Here is a 16,578-nt window from a genome sequence, read left to right as displayed (position 1 = left end):
GCTCGGGGCCTCGGCCCTGGCCTCCGGTGCCCTGGCCTGTGGCTCCGGCGTTTCGCCCCTGGCCCAGCCCCCGCCCTGACGCCCCAATCCTGGCCCCCGGCCTCAGTCCCGGCCCCCGGCCCCGGCCCCCGGTCCTCGGGGCCAGGCATCCTGGCGGTGCCTCAGTCACCTGACCGGAGCACCCATCCCCCGCCTCGGCGCATCCGCCCTGGCGGCAGCACGCCAGCCCTGGCGATGGGCACCCCAGCCAGGGGATTGGCATCCCGGCCAGGGGGTTGGTGCCCCCGCCCCGCCCCAACACCCCGGCCAGGGGATCGGCACCCCCCGCCCCGCTCCCACCCCCCGGCCAGGGGATCCGCGCGTGCCGTGGCGGGGGGAACAGTGAGACGCTTGCTGCATGGCCGACAGGGGCGGGACCCCCGAGGTCGACTGGCCCGCGCGGCCGGACATGAGCCTCGCGCTCAACCGCATGGGCACCTTCGACTGGGACCTCGACAGCGGGCAAATGCATCTGGACGACACCGCCCTCGAGGTCCTCGACCTGCGCCCGGACGAATTCACCGGGACCGCCGCCGGTCTGGGCAGCCGGATCGCCCCGGGGGAGGAGGCGCGGCTCGACGCCCGCGTATCGCAGGCGCTCAAGGACGGGCGCAGCCACTACGGGGCGTACTTCCGCAGCTTCCGGCGGGACGGCAGCCCCGGCTGGACCCATATCCAGGGCCACATCCTGCGGGACCCGCAGGGGCGCCCGTACCGGATCATCGGGATCGTCCGCGACGCCGCCCACGACCCCGTCGAGCCCGGCGCGGGCGGGGAGCAGGCCGAGGGGCGGCGCCGGATGACCGGGGTCGTCGAGCGGACCACCGCGATCCTCGCCCACGCCCGCACCGTCAACGACGTGACCGACATCCTCAAGGACCCCGAGGCCCTCGGCCACCTCGGCGCCGTCAGCGTCATGCTCGGCATCGTCGACGGCGGCCGCATCCACCTCGTCGCGGAGGGGCAGCTGGGCTCGTACGTGCCGGAGATCGAGTACACCCGGATCGACGCCCAGTTCCCGATGAGCGAGGCCGTACGGAACATGCAGCCGGTGTTCCTCGGCGCGCGCGAGGAGTTCCAGCTGCGCTACCCGAACCTGTGGCCCTACATCGAGCCGCTGTCGGTGCGCAGCGGGGTCTACCTTCCGCTGATCGCCCAGGGCCGCCCCATCGGCGCGCTCGGGCTGCTCTATACGCGGGAGGGCGATTTCACCGCCGAGGAGCGGAATCTGCTGATGGCGCTCGGCAGCGGCATCGCGCAGAGCCTCCAGCGCGCCATGCTGTTCGAGCAGGAGCACGACCTCGCCGAAGGCCTCCAGCGGGCCATGCTGCCCCGCCGGATCCCCGAGGTGCCGGGCGCGCGGATCGCCGTACGGTACCGGGCCGCCCGGATGGGACGGGACATCGGCGGCGACTGGTACGACGTGATCCCGCTCGGCGAAGGCCGCGTCGGCGTGATGATCGGCGACGTCGAAGGGCACGACACGGACGCCGCCGCCGTGATGGGCCAGCTGCGCATCGCCCTGCGGGCGTACGTCTCCGAAGGGCATTCGCCCGGCACGGCCATGTCGCGGGCCTCGGCCTTCCTGCGCGAGCTGGAGACGGAACGGTTCGCCACTTGCACGTACGCCGAAATCGACCTCGGCACCGGAATCCTGCACATGGTCCGGGCCGGCCACCTCGACCCGGTGGTCCGGCGCGGCGACGGCAGCTGCCACCGGATTCAGGTGGCGGGCGGGCTGCCGCTCGGGCTGCCCCCGCGCGACCAGTCGGGGCCCGGCTCCGGATATCCCGTCACCCGGCTCGAACTGCACCCCGGCGACACCCTGCTGCTGTGTACGGACGGCCTCACCGAACGTCCCGATGGCCGGCCCGAGAGCGGTATGCAGGCACTCATGGAAGCGGTCCGGAGCGGCCCCGCAGACGTCGAGGAACTCGCCGACCTGCTGTGCGACCTGGTCGGGGACGCGGGCGGCGGCGACGACATGGCCCTGCTCCTACTCCGCCGCCGCGGCACCCCCCTCCCGCGCGGCGGCGGCCCGCTGCGCCAGCGCCTCGCCCCGGGCGACCCGGACGCGCCGGCGCTGGCCCGCCACCTGATCCGGGCGGCGGTGGCCGCGTGGGGCGCCTGGGACCAGGCGGACGAGATCGAACTGGCCGCGGACGAGCTGATGACCAATGCCCTGGTGCACACGGAAGGCGGCGGTCACGTGAGCATGCGGCTGACCGGGGAGGGCCGGATCCGGATCGAGGTCGAGGACGAAAGCAGCGCCCTGCCGCACCGCCGGGAGGCGGGGGACTGGGCGGTGTCGGGGCGCGGGCTGATGCTGGTGGACCGGCTCGCGGACTCGTGGGGGGTGGAGCCCCGGGGCGGCGGGAAGTGCGTGTGGTGCGAGTTCGCCGTCCGGGGAACCGCCGTCTGAGTCCGGCTGTCGCGCAGTCCGCGGTCAGCCGCCGCTCGCGAGTCGCGTCGCGCGAGTCGCGGCGCGTGAGCGAGTTGCGGTTTCAGAGCGCCGCGTTCGGGCCCTGGGCCGCTTTGGTGTTCTGCATGCCCGTCAACTTGCGGACGAAGAGGATCGCGAGCACGGCGGCGGCGACCGTGAGCAGGCCGTCGACGGCGCCGACCACGTAGGTGGTGCCGAGCTTCTCCGGGGTGGTGGCCCTGTCGTAGAGCGCGCTGAACACTCGATCGGTGATCAACGCGGCGACCCACACCAGCCACCAGGCCGTCACCGGCAGGGTGGAGACCCTGCGGTACGAGCCGTCGGGACCGAACTGGGTGCTGGCGATCCAGGTCTGCTTCGCGGGGATGAAGGGAAGCACCAGGTTGCCGAGGGGGACGAACCAGCCGCCGATGGCCCAGCCGCGGGACAGCGTGAACGCGTCGGGGCGGAAGATCTGACCGTTCTGGCGGACGCGGTAGAACCAGACGATGAAGACGGCTCCGGTGGCGAGCAGGAGCAGGGTCTGGAAGACGACGGCGGCGGCCGTCAGGCCGTCGGCCCGGGTGAGGGCGCTGTCCGAGACCTTGAACGGGTTCGCGGTCAGGTCGGTCATGAGCGACCAGCCGTACGCGCAGACGCCCGTCAGGAACAGGTTGACCGCGGCGGCGATGGAGAGCAGCACGGTCAGTGCGGTGGCCAGGCCCTGAGGCGAGCGCAGGCTGTCGACGGCGGGCGGCGGGCCGGGGTACGCCTGGCCGGGGTACTGGGCGTAGGGCTGACCCGGGTATGCGGTGGCCGGGTACGCGGCGGGCGGGTACGCCTGACCCGGGTACGGCGGTGCCACGGGAGGCTGGGCGGCGTAGGGCGCGGCCGGGACCGGGTACGGGCCTGTCGCGTACGGTCCGGCCTGCGGTGGCGCCTGCTGTCCCTGCTGCCCCTGCTGCGGGATCGGCGGTCCCTGCGGCGGGACCGGCGGTGCCTGCTCGGGGATCGGCGGGCCGGCGTACGGCTGCTGACCGGGGCTCTCGGGCGGCGGTGAGCCGGGCGCGCTGAAGGACATGCGGTGTTACCCCCCACGGGAACGTATGACACGCGAACGAAGGCCCGCTGACGCACGGGTATCGCCGAACATATGCCAGGCCGTCCTCCGGCGTCCAAACCATTCGGTACGTCCCTCAGCGGCGGCGAATGGCTGAACACGGGCCACGGCGACGGGTTCGCGCGCATGTCGCCCGGGCCGACTCGGCCGATCCTGCCTGCGTGCCGAGCCCGCGTCCGCTGCTGCCCACCCTGCTCGCCGTTGCCCTCGCCGTTGCCCTCGCCGTTCCCGCGCATGCCGCCGACAGCCGCGACACCGGCACCGGCACCGGCACCGGCGTTGACACGGCGGGAGAGACGCCGCCCGGGAGGCGGACACGGTCGCGCTGGCCGTCGTACACGTGTATGCGCCGGACACCGTGGACCAGAAGGAGGCGGCCCTGCCGGCGCGGTAACTCGCGGAATTCCGGCGTACCACCGGCAAGCGGGCCGCAGTGATCACTGATCGCCATCGGCGCCCCCCGCCTCGCGGCCGGGCGGTCCGAGGGGGTGCCGACGGTCGAGGCCGGCCGGAGCCGCTGGACCGTGATAGGCGTCGACGCCTTCGCCGGGCCCGGCCGGGACTGGCTGTCGGTCTGGTCGGCGCCCTGAATCGCGTACGCCGCTTCAGAGCCGTACCAGCGTGACCTCCGTGGCCTTCACGCTGGTCCACACCGCGGTGCCATCGGCCAGGCCGAGCTCGGCGGCCGCCTCCGGGGTGATCTCCGCGACCAGGTCGGGCGCTTCCGCCGAGCCGACCAGGACCCGCAGCCGGCTCCCGACCGAGGTGATCTCGCGGACCGTGCCCGGCCAGACGTTACGGGGGCTGCCGCCCGGACGCTCGCGGTGTACCGACACCGCCTCGGGGGCGATGATCGCGAGAGCCTGAGCCCCTTCGGGCAGCGCCTCGGCGACCACCAGACGGCCCCCGCCGGCCAGGCCGAGCCCGTCGGCGGAGGCGGTGCCCGGCCAGGCGTTGCGGCCCAGCATCCGGGCCACCCACGGGGAGCGCGGGTGCCGGGCCACCTCGGCGGGCGGTGCGTCCTGGAGGGTCTCCCCGTCGGCCAGTACGAGGACCCGGTCGGCCAGCGACACCGCCTCGACGGGATCGTGCGTGACGATCAGGCAGACCCCGCCGAAGCCGGCAAGGTGCCTGCGCAGGGTGTGCCGGACGTTGGCCCGGGTGGTCTGGTCGAGGGCGGCGAGCGGCTCGTCGAGCAGCAGCAGCCGCGGCCGGGCGGCGAGCGCGCGGGCCAGTGCCACCCGCTGGGCCTGGCCGCCGGACAACTGGGCGGGCTTGCGCTGGGCGAGGTGGCCGACGCCGAGCCGGTCCAGCCAGGCCTGCGCCTCCCGGCGGGCCTCCGCGCGCGGGACCCGGCGGGCGCGCAGCCCGTACGCGGTGTTGGCCAGCGCGGTGAGGTGCGGGAACAGAGCGCCGTCCTGCGGGACCCAGGCGACCTGCCGCTTGTGCGGCGGCAGTGCGGTGACATCGGTGTCGCCGAGCCTGAGGTCGGCGTGGGCGCGCGGGGTCAGGCCCAGCAGGGCGCGCAGCAGGGTGGTCTTGCCGGCGCCGTTCTCGCCGACGACGGCGATGGTGGTGCCGGGTTCGGCGGCGAGGGTGAGCCTGTTGAAGCCGGTCACCTCGGCGTGGAGGGGCCAGTGGCCGCCGTCGTGCGGGGCGGGGGCCGAATCCTTCCCGGGGGCGGCGGGGGCGGCGGCGGCCGAGAGGGCCGTGGGGACTCCGGTGGAGGCGTGGGCTGCGGAGGCTGTAGGGGCTTTGGGGCCCCCGGGCGACGCGAGGGCCGCGGTGGCCTCGTCGGGTACCGGCGGCGCCTCGGCGGCCTTCCTCGGGGCGACCGGAGTTCCGTTCCAACGCCCGCGCAGGGCGATCAGTACGCCCATCGCGATCGCGAGCAGCAGCAGCGACACGGAGGTGGCGGCCTCCGGCTGGTCCTGGAGCAGCAGGTACACCTGGAGCGGAAGGGTCTGGGTGGTGCCCGGCAGGTTCCCAGCGAAGGTGATGGTGGCGCCGAACTCACCGAGTGCGCGGGCCCAGGTCAGCGCGGCGCCGGCGATCAGGCCGGGGGCCACCATGGGCAGGGACACGGTGAAGAACACCCGGACCGGCGAGGCGCCGAGGGAGGCGGCCGTCTCCTCGTAGCTCTGCTTGAGGCCGCCGAGCGCGCCCTCCAGGCTGATGACGAGGAACGGCATCGCGACGAAGGTGGCCGCCACCACGGCACCCGACATGTGAAACGGCAGCGTGACGCCGAAGCTGTCCTCCAGCCACGGCCCGAGCAGCCCGCGCCGGCCGAAGCCCAGCAGCAGCGCCACACCGCCGACGGTCGGCGGCAGCACCATCGGGAGCAGGACGAGCGAGCGGACCAGCACCTTGCCCGGGAATTCGACGCGGGCCAGCAGCCAGGCGAGCGGCACGCCGAGCACGAGGGAGAGGCCGACGGCCCAGAGGGAGACCACCAGCGAGAGCTGGAGCGCCTGGACCACACCAGGGCTGGTGAGGTGGGCGCCGAGCTCACTCCACTGGGTCCGGGTGAGGATGCCGATCAGTGGCAGCAGCAGGAACGCGACGGCGAGCAGCGCGGGTAGCGCCAGGGTCACGGGGGGCCTGGTACGGGTACGGAGTCTGCTCATGAGGGGTTCCTGGCTGGGGTGCGTTCCTGGCTGGGGAAGCGTATGTCGGGCCTCTCGGTAGTCACATGCGGGCGCCGGTCACGGCTTCTGGAAGCCCGCGTCCTGGAGGATCTTCTGCGCCTCCGGGGTGCTCAGCCAGGCCACGAACGCGGCAGCGGCCTCGGCGTTCTTGGACTGCTTGAGCGAGGCGGCCGGGTAGGAGGCGACGGCGTTCTGGGCGTCCGGGATCTCCACGGCGACGACCTTGTCACCGGACTTGGCGGCGTCGGTCTGGTAGACGAGACCGGCGTCGGCCTCACCCAGCTCGACCTTGCTCAGCACGGCGCGGACGTTGGGCTCCTGGGAGACCGGCTTCACCTCGATCTTCTGGGCGTCGAGGATCTGCTTGCTGTAGCGGCCGACCGGGACCTCGGGCGCGGCGAGCACGACCTTGATCTTGCTGGCGGCGAGGTCCTTGAGCTCGTCGATCTTGAACGGGTTGCCCTTGCCGGCCGCGATGACCAGGCGGTTCTTGGCGATGATCGAGGCGTTATTCGTCTCGGCCTTGAGGCCGTCCATCGTCTTGGTGTCGGCGGTGACCAGCGCGTCGGCCGGGGCGCCCTGCTTCACCTGCGCGGCGAGCTCCTGCGAACCGGCGAAGGAGAAGGTGACCTTCGTGCCGGGGTGCGACTTCTCGTAGGCGGCACCCGCGGTCTTGAAGACGTCGGTGAGGGAGGAGGCGGCGAGGACGGTGAGGTTCGCGGTCTTGGCCTTGGCCTCGGCGGAAGCGGAGGCGGAGCCGCCGGCAGCGGTCTTGTCGCTCTTCTTGCCGTCGTCACCGCTGCCGCAGGCGGACAGCACGGGCACAAGCAGGGCCGCGGTCAGCGCGGCAGCGGCGGCACGGCGGCCGGTCGGGGTCCGGGACATGAGCGGATGCTCCTCGGTCGGGTCGGCGGCCGGCCTGGTGCCGGGTCCGCGCGGTGGTGACCCGCGCCGGTGACGGGCGGAGCGGGTGGGGACGCGTTGTGGTGCTGAGCGGTGTTGCGGGGACCGCGGATCAGGGCCGGGATCGGGCCAGGACCAGGGCCAGGACCAGGACCGTGATCAGGTGCGGTCGATGTGCACACTGGTGGACTTCACGCGGGCGGTGGCCTGCATGCCGACCTCCAAACCGAGCTCTTCGACGGCCTCACGGGTGAGCAGGGAGACCAGGCGGTGGGGACCGGCCTGGATCTCGACCTGGGCGGCCACGTCGCCGAGCTTGACGGCCGTGACGATGCCGGGGAACGCGTTGCGCGCCGAGGTGTACGGCTCTCCGTCCTCGTTGTGGGCCCCCTGGCCCACCTCGACGGAGAAGGCCGCCAGATCGCGGCCGTTGATCAGGCGCCGTCCGCCGTCGTCGCGATGGGTCGCGACCCGGCCTGCGTCGGCCCAGCGGCGAGCGGTGTCCGGGCTGACGCCCAGCAGACGCGCCGCCTGGCCGATGGTGTAGGTCTGCATGTGCGACAAGGTAGGGGCACGTGTGCCGCATTTGCAATGCTATTGGAGTAATCGACGTGGCAGATGCGATACCCCTCGTCGAATCCACCAAAAGTAGTTCCGTCTACTGCGCTTCCGCTCGCTAAAGTCGAGGCATGGCTGACGAACCAACAGGAACAGGAACAGGAACAGCATCCGGCGCGGGGACGGAACCGGGATCGGCGCGTGTGGACGCCTGGATCTGGTCGGTCCGCCTTACGAAGACCCGCGCGATCGCGGCGACCGCCTGCCGGGCGGGCCATGTGAAGGTCAACGGGGAACGCGCCAAGCCGGCCCAGTCGGTGCGCGCGGGGGACGAGGTACGGCTCTACCACGCCGGGCGCGAGCGGATCGTGGTGGTCAAGCGGCCCGTGTCGAAGCGGGTGGGCCCGCCGGTCGCGGTGGAATGCTTCATCGACAACAGCCCGCCGCCGCCGACCCCCGTCGAGGCCGCGGTGGTCGGCACCCGCGACCGCGGCACGGGCCGCCCGACAAAACGCGACCGCCGCGAGATCGAATCCCTGCGCGGCCGCTAGGCCGTCCAACGAGGTCTGGGGCCTACCCCCGGCGCCGCCGCCCCGTCGGGGTGTGACGGCGGTGCCGGGCTGGTCGGGATCTGGAGTTTCCGGGGCACCCGGCCGTGTGCCTGCGCGGGCGTGCCGGGTCAGCCGGGCAGGTGCACGGCGAGTTGCCCCCACTGCCGTACGGGCGGGACCTCGGGCGCGGCGGTCACAAGGTGGAGGCTGACGTGGTCCGCCCCGGCGTCGAGGTGCTCTTGGACGCGACGGGCGATGTCCTCGGCACCGCCGTGGGCCACCAGCGCGTCGACCAGCCGCTCACCGAGCGCGTCCGGAGTTCCGTAGCCGAGTCCGCGCAGCAGTGCGCGGCGGTTGGGCAGGGCGGCCGCGGCCGTGGTGCGGGCCAGGTCGGCGGTGTCCGCGCGGTGGTCGGTGAGCACGCACAGCTGGGTGACGGCCAGCAGGCCGTCGTCTCCGAGGACGGTCCTGGCATTGCGGGTGTACTCCACGGGCATGCCCAAGACCGTCGCACCCCAGGCGCGTTCGGCGGCGAGGGCGAGCATGCCGGGGTCCAGGGCGGCCAGCACGCGGTGCGGTGAGGCGGCCGTGCCGGGTGGCCCGAACGGGGCGGTGTCCAGCGCGTCGAGGTAGGAGCGCATGGTGGCGGGCGGCGGGTCGAAGCGGTGGCCGCGGATGTCCTCGGCCAGGCTGGGATGGCTTTCCCACAGGCCGAGCAGGAACCGTCCGGGGAACGCCTCGTCCAGGGTGCGCTGCGCGGAGGCGGCCGTGACGGGGTCGCGGGCGTAGATGTCGGTCATGCCGGCCGCCACGGTGATGCGCGGGGTGGCCGCCAGGAGGATGGCGGCCTGCGCCATGGCTTCGCGTCCCGTGGTCTCGGGGAACCACAGGGTGCCGTACCCGAGGTCTTCGATGGCGGCCGCAGCCGCGCGGACATCGGCCGCGGCGAGGCGGTCGAAGTCCCCCGCCCAGATACCGACCCGTCCGAGGCCGTGGGTGCGGGCGCTCACGCGCCCCGGCCCGTGGTGCGCCCGGAGTTGAGGAACGCGGAGATCTGAGCGGCGCCGGTGCGCTCCAGCCAGGTGGAGAAGTCCAGCGCGGCAGGGTGGATCGTCCGGGTCCCGGCGATGTCCGCGCGGTAGCCGCGGCCGTTGAGCCATTCCATGGCGTAGGCGAAGTCCTCGTTCAGGGCCCGGACCGTCGCGATCGGGATCTGGACGTAGGGCAGCGATATCGCCAGCTCCTCGGCAATGGCCGCGGCGACCTGAACCGGTGTCAGCTCGTCGGCGGCCAGGGAGACCTGCCGGCCGATCCACTCGCCGGGGTGTGAGAACGCCAGCTCGGTGATGAAGCCGACGTCGTCGACGGCCATGAGCTGCTGGGGGGTGTTCGGCGCGATCCCGGTGGACAGGCTCCCGCCCTGCAGGGCATATCCGCCGGTGTAGTTCTCCATGAACGACACCGGCCGCAGGATCGTCGCGGGCAGGCCGAGGCGGATGATGTGCTGCTCGATGCGCCATTTGCTGACCAGGTTGACCGGCACCTTCTCGCTCAGGTGGCGGTCCGCGCCGGCGACCGAGGTGAAGACCAGGTGCCCGACGCGCGCGGCGTGTGCGGCTTCGGCGACGTTGATGCCCCAGCGAACCTCGTCGTCGGTGGTGAAGTCCGGCGCGGTGCCGGGCGAGCCGACCGTGGGCTGGACGCTGAACAGCCCCCAGGCGCCCTCGGCCGCGGCGGTCAGGGATGCGACGTCCTCCATCTGGGCCCGCACCACCTGCGCGCCGGCCCGTGCCAGGGCTCGGGCCCGAGCCCCGTTCGGGTCGCGGGTGAGCGCACGCACCCGCCAGCCGCCGCGGAGCAGATGGCTCGTCACGGCCCTGCCCTGCAGGCCGGTTGCTCCCACCACCACGACGGTGTTGTTCGTCGGCGTCACGGTTCCCCCTCGTATCCATGCGGAACAGGAGCCCTCCCCGTAAATGGGGTGGCCCTCCGGTTGTCGTTCGCTACAATATGGAGGGCCACCCCACTTATCAAGTCGCCAGGAGCCCCGCCCGTGTCCAAGAACGCCGCCGTGCCGCCCCGGAGGCCCCTGCGCGCCGACGCCCGCCGCAACGTCGAGAAGATCGTGGCCGCCGCCGGGGCCCTGGTCGCCGAGCACGGCGCCGACGCCTCCTTGGAGGAGGTCGCCCGCCGCGCCGGGGTCGGCTCGGCCACCCTGCACCGGCACTTCCCCTCCCGGCAGGCCCTCCTGGAGGCGGTCTTCAAAGACCGGGTGGAGGCGCTCTGCGCCAAGGCCGACGACCTGCTCTCCGACCCCGATCCGGGAGAGGCGCTGTTCGCCTGGCTCCGCGCCGTCGGCGCGCATGCCGTGGCCAACCGGGGTCTGGGCGCGTCCCTGATGCACGGCAACGACCCGACGCTGGGCAGCACATGCCACGAGATGATCATCAACGCCGGCGACGCTCTCATCGCACGCGCCCGAGCGGCGGGCGCCGTCCGCCCGAAGATCGCCATCGTCCATCTGCTGAAGCTCGTCAGCGCCATCTCGCTGGCCACCGAGCAGGACCCCGACGGCCCGGCCGAGGCCGACCGGATGCTGGCGATCGCCATCGACGGCGTACGCGCACACTGAACCCGGCTCTCGCGTACGGGTCCTTTGCCCGAGCGAGATCAACGAGGGGGTGCCCGGCGTACCCCTCCGGGGGAGACCCGAAGCGGGGCCTATGCGGGTTTGGAAGCCACGCACCCTGGAGCACCCGGCGAGGCGACCCGGCCGGAGAGGAGTCCCGGGCCCGGGCCCTGGGTCGGCGTACCCCCTTGGGGCACCTAAGGCGAGCCCACCGGGCCGGAAGGCGCGCACCCCGGGGACATCCGGCGGGCCTCCTTGCCGGACGGCATCCCGGGGACATCCGGCGGGCCTTGCCGGACGGCCCCCCGGGGACACCCCAGAGGGCCACGTCGGCTGAACGGCATTCCCGGACACGGCTGGACGGCGCACCCTCGGCCCATACGGCCGGAAGGCGCGCACCCTGGGCACCTGAGGGGCCACGGGGCCGGAAGGCACCCAACCCCAGGGCAGTATGGCGGGCGCCTGACGGACGGCCCCCGGGACACTCGGCGGGCTACCCGGCTGGACGGCGCCCCCCAGGCCACCCGGCCGGCCGCAGGGTCAGACCTTCCGGTACCCGTACGCCTCGGCGGCAGCCGCGATGACCCCGTCCAACGGGGCTCCCGCTGACGCGGCGACCACCGCCGCCACGGCCCCTTCCACGAATGGCGCATCCACCAGCCGCGCTCCCGCCGGCAGCTCGTCCTCCAGCAGCAGCGCCTTCACCGTCAGTACCGAGCTCCCCAGGTCTGCCAGCAGCGCGACCCCCGCGCCCTGGTCCACCGACCGGGCCGCGGCCACGATCCGCTCCGCGTTCGTCCCGAGCCCGCCGTCCGCCGTGCCACCCGCAGCGGCCACCGGGGCCACGGGCCCGCCCGCCGCCAGCCCGCGGGCCATCCCTGCCACTGACTCGGCGACCCCCGCACTGTGCGACACGAGCACCACACCGACGACCGGCGTCGGTACCGGCACGGGCCCCGGCTCAGGTACGGGTCCCGGCTCAGTCCCGGGTCCCGGCTCAGTCCCGGTGCCCGACTGCGGCCCCGGCCCCAGCACGGACCCAGACACAGGCTCCGGCGCAGACCTCGGCCCGGGTCCGGGCCCCACGGACACTGGCTCTGGCGCAGCCCCTGGCTCCGGTGCAGACCTCGGCCCGGGTCCGGGCCCCAGTGCAGACCCGGACACAGGCTCCGGCCGGGGTCCCGGTCGCGGCCCAGGCGCAGCCCCTGGCTCTGGCGCAGATCTCGGCCCGGGTCCCGGTCCCGGTCCAGGCGCAGACCCAAGCCCCTGCCCGGGCCCCCGCCCCGTCGGCGTCGCAGGGCCGCTCACGCCCCCGGCTCCGCCACGTCCGCGAGCGCCCCCAGCAGCAGCGCCGACGAGGTCGCGCCCGGATCCTGGTGCCCGATGCTCCGCTCGCCCAAGTAACTGGCCCGGCCCTTGCGCGCTTGGAGCGGTACCGTCGCCAGTGCCCCGTTCTCCGCCGCGTCCCCGGCCGCGCGGTACGACGTACTGAGCGCCGCCACCCCCGGGACCAGCGCGTCGAGCATCGTCTTGTCGCCCGGTGCCGCCCCGCCCAGTTGAGCCACCGCGCCCACCCCCACGTACAGGGCCTTGCGCAGATCCTGGTCGGAGACCTCGGCCGCCTCGCCGAGCTCCTTGCCGGTTCGCCGCAGCAGCGTCCCGTACAGCGGTCCGGACGCGCCGCCGACCGTCGAGATCAGGGTCCGCCCGGCCAGCTGGAGTACCGCGCCCGGCGTGGCCGGCTCCCCGGACGCCAAGGCCGCCCGCACCGCCGTGAATCCGCGCAGCAGGTTGCTTCCGTGGTCGGCGTCGCCGATGGGGGAGTCGAGTTCGGTCAGCCGGTCCGCCTCCCGCTCCACCGCGGCCGCGGCGGCTGCCATCCAGCGCCGGAAGAAGTCTGCGTCACGCACCGGATCTCCTCGCCTCACATCGCCTGGCCAGTCCCACGGCCACCATACGTTCAGCCGTACCCCCGGCCGTACCCCCGGCCGTACCCCCGGCCACATCCGCAGCCGCACCGTCAGCCCACACGCCCAGCCGCCGTCCGTCCAGCGGCCCTCCGCCCCGCCATCCCCTCAGCGCCCCCACCGCAGTGCGGCTGTCTGCACGGGCGCGTCCCACAGGCGCAGCAGTTCCTCGTCCATGCGGCACAACGTGACCGAACACCCCGCCATGTCCAGCGACGTCACGTAGTTCCCCACGAGCGTCCGCGCCACCGGCACCCCCCGCTCGCCCAGCACCCGCGCCACCTCCGCGTGGAACCCGTACAGCTCCAGCAGAGGCGTCGCACCCATCCCGTTGACCAGCGCGAGCACCGGCCCGTCAGGCGGGCCCACCTCCGCCAGGTCGTCCAGTACGGCGTCCATCGCCACCTCCGCGATCTCCCGCGCCGGCATCATCGCCCGCCGCTCCCGGCCCGGCTCGCCGTGGATGCCGACCCCCAACTCCAGCTCCCCGTCGGGAAGATCGAAGGTCGGGCTACCCTTGGCGGGCGTCGTACAGGCACTCAGCGCCACCCCGAAACTCCGCGAGGAGTCGTTGACCCGCCGCGCGAGCGTCGCGACGCGGTCCAGCGGTGCGCCCTCCTCGGCCGCCGCCCCGGCGATCTTCTCCACGAACAGCGTGGCCCCGGTACCGCGCCGCCCGGCCGTGTACAGGCTGTCGGTGACGGCGACATCGTCGTTGACCAGCACGCGCTCGATCCGGAGGCCGTCCTCCTCGGCAAGCTCGGCGGCCATCTCGAAGTTGAGTACGTCCCCGGTGTAGTTCTTCACGACGAACAGCACGCCCTGCCCGGCGTCGACGGCCGCGGCCGCGCGCAGCATCTGATCGGGCACCGGCGAGGTGAACACCTCGCCGGGGCATGCGGCCGACAGCATCCCGTACCCCACGAACCCGGCATGCAGCGGCTCATGCCCGGACCCGCCCCCGGACACCACCCCGACCCGCCCGCCGTCCCGCGCGCCCCGCCGTGCGACGACCCGCCGCTCCACGTCGACATCCAACTCGGGGTGTGCGGCCGCCATACCCCTCAGCGCATCGGCAACCACGGTCTCCGGACTGTTGATCAGCATCCTCATGCGTATCTCCTGGGGGCGTATGTACGGTGAGTGACTGCACACGACCTTCTGGTTATGTCTAGGTGCCTCAGTGAAGCAGCTCCGGCCGTACCCGGGCTCGGGATTCGGCGTGGCCCGGTGTTCTGCGATCGCAGTCGTACGGTGGTGGCCGGTGCCGATGCTCACTCGTCGGAGCCCGCCGGCTGCCGGCCGTTGCAGGGTTCGGGACGAGAGCGGGACAACAGCAGGACGAGAGCGGGTCGAGTCATGGCGGTCGCGGCGCGGGAGCCCATGGATGTCGTCGCAAAGGCGTTGGCTCCCGGCGACTTCGTGCCCCGCGAGGCGAAGTTGGCCGTCGTCGAGGCCTTCGGCGCGGAAGCCGTTGTGGCTTACCGGCGTGACGCGCGAGAGTGCGCGCGGCGAGCAACTGCCGGGATGCCGGCGCTGACGCGACCGGATGTGCTCGATCTCCTCATGGCGCTGCCCGTCGGGGAGCCCGTTCCCGTCGACTCCTTGAGCGAGAGGGAACGGCGGGTGTTGAAGTCCCTGCCGAAGGCGGTGGTCCGCCGAGACGGGACGATTACCCGCAAGGCGATGCGGCCTGTCCGCATCGACATGGTCTTCGTGCCCGGTCGCAGCTGGGAGGCGGCGATGGAGAAGGCCGAGCGGTTCACTCCGTTCTCAGCTCGCACGGCCTTGGCGGACGGCGTATTGCGGCGCAAGGATGACGCTGTGCTGCGCGCGGACTTCCACGGCATCGGGCTGTTCGCCGTCCGAGGGGACGCGGTGGACGTCGTGGTGCCACCCCGCCCCGCAAACGGCGATGAGGTGACCGATGTTCTCGCGGCTGAGCCATGCGATGTGGAGGGGGAGCGACACCAGGGTGTCGGCGCGTTCGATCCGGTTCGCCTCGCGCATCACTGCATTGAGCGCAGGTCATGACCACGCCGCCGAGATCGTCATCGAGCGCCTGGCGCGGCCGGGGAAGGTTGAGAGCGTTCTCGTGCAGCAGTACCCGCCCCTCCAGGAGCGGCACGGCCGCAACGGTGTGGTCGAGGGTCCACTCGGACTACGCCCAGCGCGTACAGCCCAGCCCTGGCGACTCAACTCCCCTGAGAATACACGCCCTTATGCCTCAAAGCTGGGCTCTTTGGCCTGGCGGGACGCCGACGCGGCTGCCTGGAGGGAGCGCAGGGCCAGCAGCAGGACGCCGATGTCGTCGAGGTACACGGGGTCCGGGATCAGGTCCACCGGTGAGAGGGTGTACGCCACGGCGACCCAGAAGAGGGCCTTGTCGCGCAGCGGAATTCCGGCGTCCAGGAGTAGCCGTCGCGCCTTGATCACCCGTACGAGCAGAGCGGCCGCGGTGATCGCCAGCCCGATGGCGACGATCACGGCGAACGTGAGCCAGACCTTTCCGTCCATACCGTCCCTATACCCGGTCAGGCGCCCTGTTCCCGCAGCCGGCGGCTGACCTCACCCAGCCCGTCGGCGAGCGCGTCGAGCTGCTCGGGTGTGAGGATGTCGATCAGGGCTTTCCGCACCATCCGCACATGGCCCGGCGCGGCCTCGTCCAGGCGGGCGCGGCCGGCGTCGGTGAGGACGGCGAAGACCCCCCGGACGTCGGAGGGGCAGCTGCGGCGGCGGACCAGTCCGGCCTTCTCCAGCTGGGTGACCTGGTAGGTCAGCCCGCTCTTGGAGTTGATCAGGCCATTGGCGAGTTCGGTCATCCGCAGCTCGCGTTCCGGGGCCGCGGCGAGTCGGACGAGGATCTCGTACTGCTGGTGGGAGAGTCCGGAGTCGTCCTTGAGCTGCTGGTCGAGGTGGCGGTTCACCAGCGCGGACGCGGCCAGGAATCCGCTCCAGGCGCGCATCTCGCGGTCGTCCAGCCATCTCGTTTCAGCCATGGGCCCAGCCTACACGGGTTGTTCCAATTTGAATCAATGGTTAAGGTCGAGGCCGTCGGTTCGGTTCGAATTTGAACTACCGACCACCGACTACCGACCCACCGCAGTACCGAGCACCGAGTACCGCGACCAGCACGTCAATGTCGAGGGCCGCCTCGACCGGAAGGATCCCCCCACCATGACCAGCCCCTCCGTCGCCACGACGAAGCCGCAGGCCACCGCACCCGTCCAGGCTGCCCTCTCCCTCTCCACCCCCGGCCACGACACCGGCCTGCTGCTCCTGCGCCTCGTCCTCGGCGTGACCATGGCCGCCCACGGCTCCCAGAAGCTCTTCGGCTGGTTCGGTGGCGGCGGCATCGAAGGCACCGGCCAGTTCTTCACCGCCAGCGGCTACCCGGCGGGCGACGCCATGGCCGTCGTCGCCGGCCTCACCGAGACCCTGGGCGGCCTCGGCCTCGTCCTCGGACTGCTCACCCCGCTCGCGGGCGCAGCCGTCGTCGGCACCATGATCAACGCCATCGCGGTCCACGGCGCCGGGTCCTTCTTCGCCCCCAAGGGCATCGAATACGAGCTGCTCCTCACGGTCGGCGCGGCGGCCCTCGCCCTCACCGGCCCCGGCGCGTACGCCGCCGACCGCTTCCTCCCCGTGCTGCGCGGCCACCGCCTGGCTCACGGCGCGCTCGCCCTCGCCCTCGGCGTCGCCCTGGCGGTCGTGACGCTCCTCGTGCGCAAGTAGCGC

16 protein-coding genes are annotated in these 16,578 nt (G+C 73.0%); 5 read left to right on the top strand and 11 right to left on the bottom strand.

The genetic code is table 11. The features are described from left to right. The first annotated feature begins 397 nt into the window (after window positions 1-397). Window positions 398-2,461, top strand: a complete 2,064-nt coding sequence (locus tag J7I97_RS35400) for a SpoIIE family protein phosphatase (RefSeq protein ID WP_214943894.1) — start codon at window positions 398-400, stop codon at window positions 2,459-2,461. 82 nt (window positions 2,462-2,543) lie between these two features. On the opposite strand, the gene J7I97_RS35395 is transcribed toward J7I97_RS35400, so the two are convergent. The 4 genes from J7I97_RS35395 to J7I97_RS35380 form a co-directional block, all read right to left on the bottom strand. After that, window positions 2,544-3,542, bottom strand: coding sequence for a DUF4328 domain-containing protein (locus tag J7I97_RS35395; RefSeq protein ID WP_214943892.1), 999 nt, complete (start codon window positions 3,540-3,542; stop codon window positions 2,544-2,546). Window positions 3,543-4,186: 644 nt separating this feature from the next. Continuing rightward, a complete protein-coding gene (locus tag J7I97_RS35390; protein ID WP_214943890.1) occupies window positions 4,187-6,211 on the bottom strand; it encodes an ABC transporter permease in 2,025 nt (674 codons plus the stop codon). Window positions 6,212-6,289: 78 nt separating this feature from the next. Further along, the gene (modA, locus tag J7I97_RS35385) at window positions 6,290-7,117 is read right to left on the bottom strand and encodes a molybdate ABC transporter substrate-binding protein (protein WP_214943888.1); all 828 of its coding nucleotides are present in this window, start codon (window positions 7,115-7,117) and stop codon (window positions 6,290-6,292) included. A gap of 177 nt (window positions 7,118-7,294) precedes the next feature. Then, on the bottom strand, window positions 7,295-7,690 hold the full coding sequence (locus J7I97_RS35380; RefSeq protein WP_214943886.1) for a molybdopterin-binding protein: 396 nt from the start codon (window positions 7,688-7,690) through the stop codon (window positions 7,295-7,297). 134 nt (window positions 7,691-7,824) lie between these two features. On the opposite strand from J7I97_RS35380, the gene J7I97_RS35375 reads away from it, so the two are divergent. Next, complete coding sequence (locus tag J7I97_RS35375; protein ID WP_214943884.1) at window positions 7,825-8,244, top strand: RNA-binding S4 domain-containing protein; 420 nt, start codon at window positions 7,825-7,827, stop codon at window positions 8,242-8,244. 128 nt (window positions 8,245-8,372) lie between these two features. On the opposite strand, the gene J7I97_RS35370 is transcribed toward J7I97_RS35375, so the two are convergent. After that, on the bottom strand, window positions 8,373-9,254 hold the full coding sequence (locus J7I97_RS35370; RefSeq protein WP_308366050.1) for a TIGR03620 family F420-dependent LLM class oxidoreductase: 882 nt from the start codon (window positions 9,252-9,254) through the stop codon (window positions 8,373-8,375). Next, the gene (locus tag J7I97_RS39325; protein ID WP_308369387.1) at window positions 9,251-10,177 is read right to left on the bottom strand and encodes an NmrA family NAD(P)-binding protein; all 927 of its coding nucleotides are present in this window, start codon (window positions 10,175-10,177) and stop codon (window positions 9,251-9,253) included. The genes J7I97_RS35370 and J7I97_RS39325 overlap by 4 nt, the downstream gene beginning before the upstream one ends. A 120-nt stretch (window positions 10,178-10,297) precedes the next feature. Between J7I97_RS39325 and J7I97_RS35365 the strand changes: the two genes are divergently transcribed. Then, window positions 10,298-10,876: a helix-turn-helix domain-containing protein gene (locus J7I97_RS35365; protein ID WP_308369388.1), complete on the top strand. Its 579-nt coding sequence runs from the start codon at window positions 10,298-10,300 to the stop codon at window positions 10,874-10,876. Between the two features lie 537 nt (window positions 10,877-11,413). On the opposite strand, the gene J7I97_RS35360 is transcribed toward J7I97_RS35365, so the two are convergent. From J7I97_RS35360 to dhaK, 3 genes are all read right to left on the bottom strand, one after another. Then, window positions 11,414-11,824, bottom strand: coding sequence for a PTS-dependent dihydroxyacetone kinase phosphotransferase subunit DhaM (locus J7I97_RS35360; RefSeq protein ID WP_214943878.1), 411 nt, complete (start codon window positions 11,822-11,824; stop codon window positions 11,414-11,416). A gap of 353 nt (window positions 11,825-12,177) precedes the next feature. Then, window positions 12,178-12,783: a dihydroxyacetone kinase subunit DhaL gene (gene dhaL, locus J7I97_RS35355; protein ID WP_214943876.1), complete on the bottom strand. Its 606-nt coding sequence runs from the start codon at window positions 12,781-12,783 to the stop codon at window positions 12,178-12,180. A gap of 165 nt (window positions 12,784-12,948) precedes the next feature. Continuing rightward, window positions 12,949-13,953 carry a dihydroxyacetone kinase subunit DhaK gene (gene dhaK / locus J7I97_RS35350; RefSeq protein ID WP_214943874.1) on the bottom strand — a complete coding sequence of 335 codons (1,005 nt, stop codon included), beginning with the start codon at window positions 13,951-13,953 and terminating at the stop codon, window positions 12,949-12,951. Window positions 13,954-14,223: 270 nt separating this feature from the next. Here dhaK and J7I97_RS35345 point away from each other — a divergent pair, with 270 nt between their 5' ends. Further along, window positions 14,224-14,874 (top strand): hypothetical protein, encoded by a 651-nt coding sequence (locus J7I97_RS35345; RefSeq protein ID WP_214943872.1) that lies wholly within the window; start codon window positions 14,224-14,226, stop codon window positions 14,872-14,874. A gap of 186 nt (window positions 14,875-15,060) precedes the next feature. Here J7I97_RS35345 and J7I97_RS35340 read toward each other — a convergent pair whose 3' ends face one another. Both J7I97_RS35340 and J7I97_RS35335 read right to left on the bottom strand, forming a co-directional pair. Then, window positions 15,061-15,357: a YkvA family protein gene (locus tag J7I97_RS35340; protein WP_214943869.1), complete on the bottom strand. Its 297-nt coding sequence runs from the start codon at window positions 15,355-15,357 to the stop codon at window positions 15,061-15,063. 17 nt (window positions 15,358-15,374) lie between these two features. Beyond that, entirely contained in the window at window positions 15,375-15,839 is a 465-nt protein-coding gene (locus J7I97_RS35335; protein WP_214943867.1) for a MarR family winged helix-turn-helix transcriptional regulator, read from the bottom strand. 178 nt (window positions 15,840-16,017) lie between these two features. Between J7I97_RS35335 and J7I97_RS35330 the strand changes: the two genes are divergently transcribed. After that, window positions 16,018-16,575, top strand: a complete 558-nt coding sequence (locus J7I97_RS35330; protein WP_214943865.1) for a DoxX family protein — start codon at window positions 16,018-16,020, stop codon at window positions 16,573-16,575. The last annotated feature ends 3 nt before the right edge of the window (window positions 16,576-16,578 follow it).

The organism is Streptomyces sp. ISL-87, from assembly GCF_018614095.1.
GTDB lineage: Bacteria > Actinomycetota > Actinomycetes > Streptomycetales > Streptomycetaceae > Streptomyces.
Note: the sequence above shows the minus strand (reverse complement) of the source record. Positions and strands in the feature narration are given on the sequence as shown.

Excerpts from the sequence above, each read along its gene's own strand:
- J7I97_RS35340 (WP_214943869.1), bottom strand. The coding sequence starts at position 15,357 with ATGGACGGAAAGGTCTGGCTCACGTTCGCCGTGATCGTCGCCATCGGG.
- J7I97_RS35390 (WP_214943890.1), bottom strand. The coding sequence starts at position 6,211 with ATGAGCAGACTCCGTACCCGTACCAGGCCCCCCGTGACCCTGGCGCTA.
- dhaK (WP_214943874.1), bottom strand. The coding sequence starts at position 13,953 with ATGAGGATGCTGATCAACAGTCCGGAGACCGTGGTTGCCGATGCGCTG.
- J7I97_RS35345 (WP_214943872.1), top strand. The coding sequence starts at position 14,224 with ATGGATGTCGTCGCAAAGGCGTTGGCTCCCGGCGACTTCGTGCCCCGC.
- J7I97_RS35400 (WP_214943894.1), top strand. The coding sequence starts at position 398 with ATGGCCGACAGGGGCGGGACCCCCGAGGTCGACTGGCCCGCGCGGCCG.
- J7I97_RS35395 (WP_214943892.1), bottom strand. The coding sequence starts at position 3,542 with ATGTCCTTCAGCGCGCCCGGCTCACCGCCGCCCGAGAGCCCCGGTCAG.
- J7I97_RS35380 (WP_214943886.1), bottom strand. The coding sequence starts at position 7,690 with ATGCAGACCTACACCATCGGCCAGGCGGCGCGTCTGCTGGGCGTCAGC.
- modA (WP_214943888.1), bottom strand. The coding sequence starts at position 7,117 with ATGTCCCGGACCCCGACCGGCCGCCGTGCCGCCGCTGCCGCGCTGACC.
- J7I97_RS35330 (WP_214943865.1), top strand. The coding sequence starts at position 16,018 with ATGACCAGCCCCTCCGTCGCCACGACGAAGCCGCAGGCCACCGCACCC.
- J7I97_RS35375 (WP_214943884.1), top strand. The coding sequence starts at position 7,825 with ATGGCTGACGAACCAACAGGAACAGGAACAGGAACAGCATCCGGCGCG.
- J7I97_RS35335 (WP_214943867.1), bottom strand. The coding sequence starts at position 15,839 with ATGGCTGAAACGAGATGGCTGGACGACCGCGAGATGCGCGCCTGGAGC.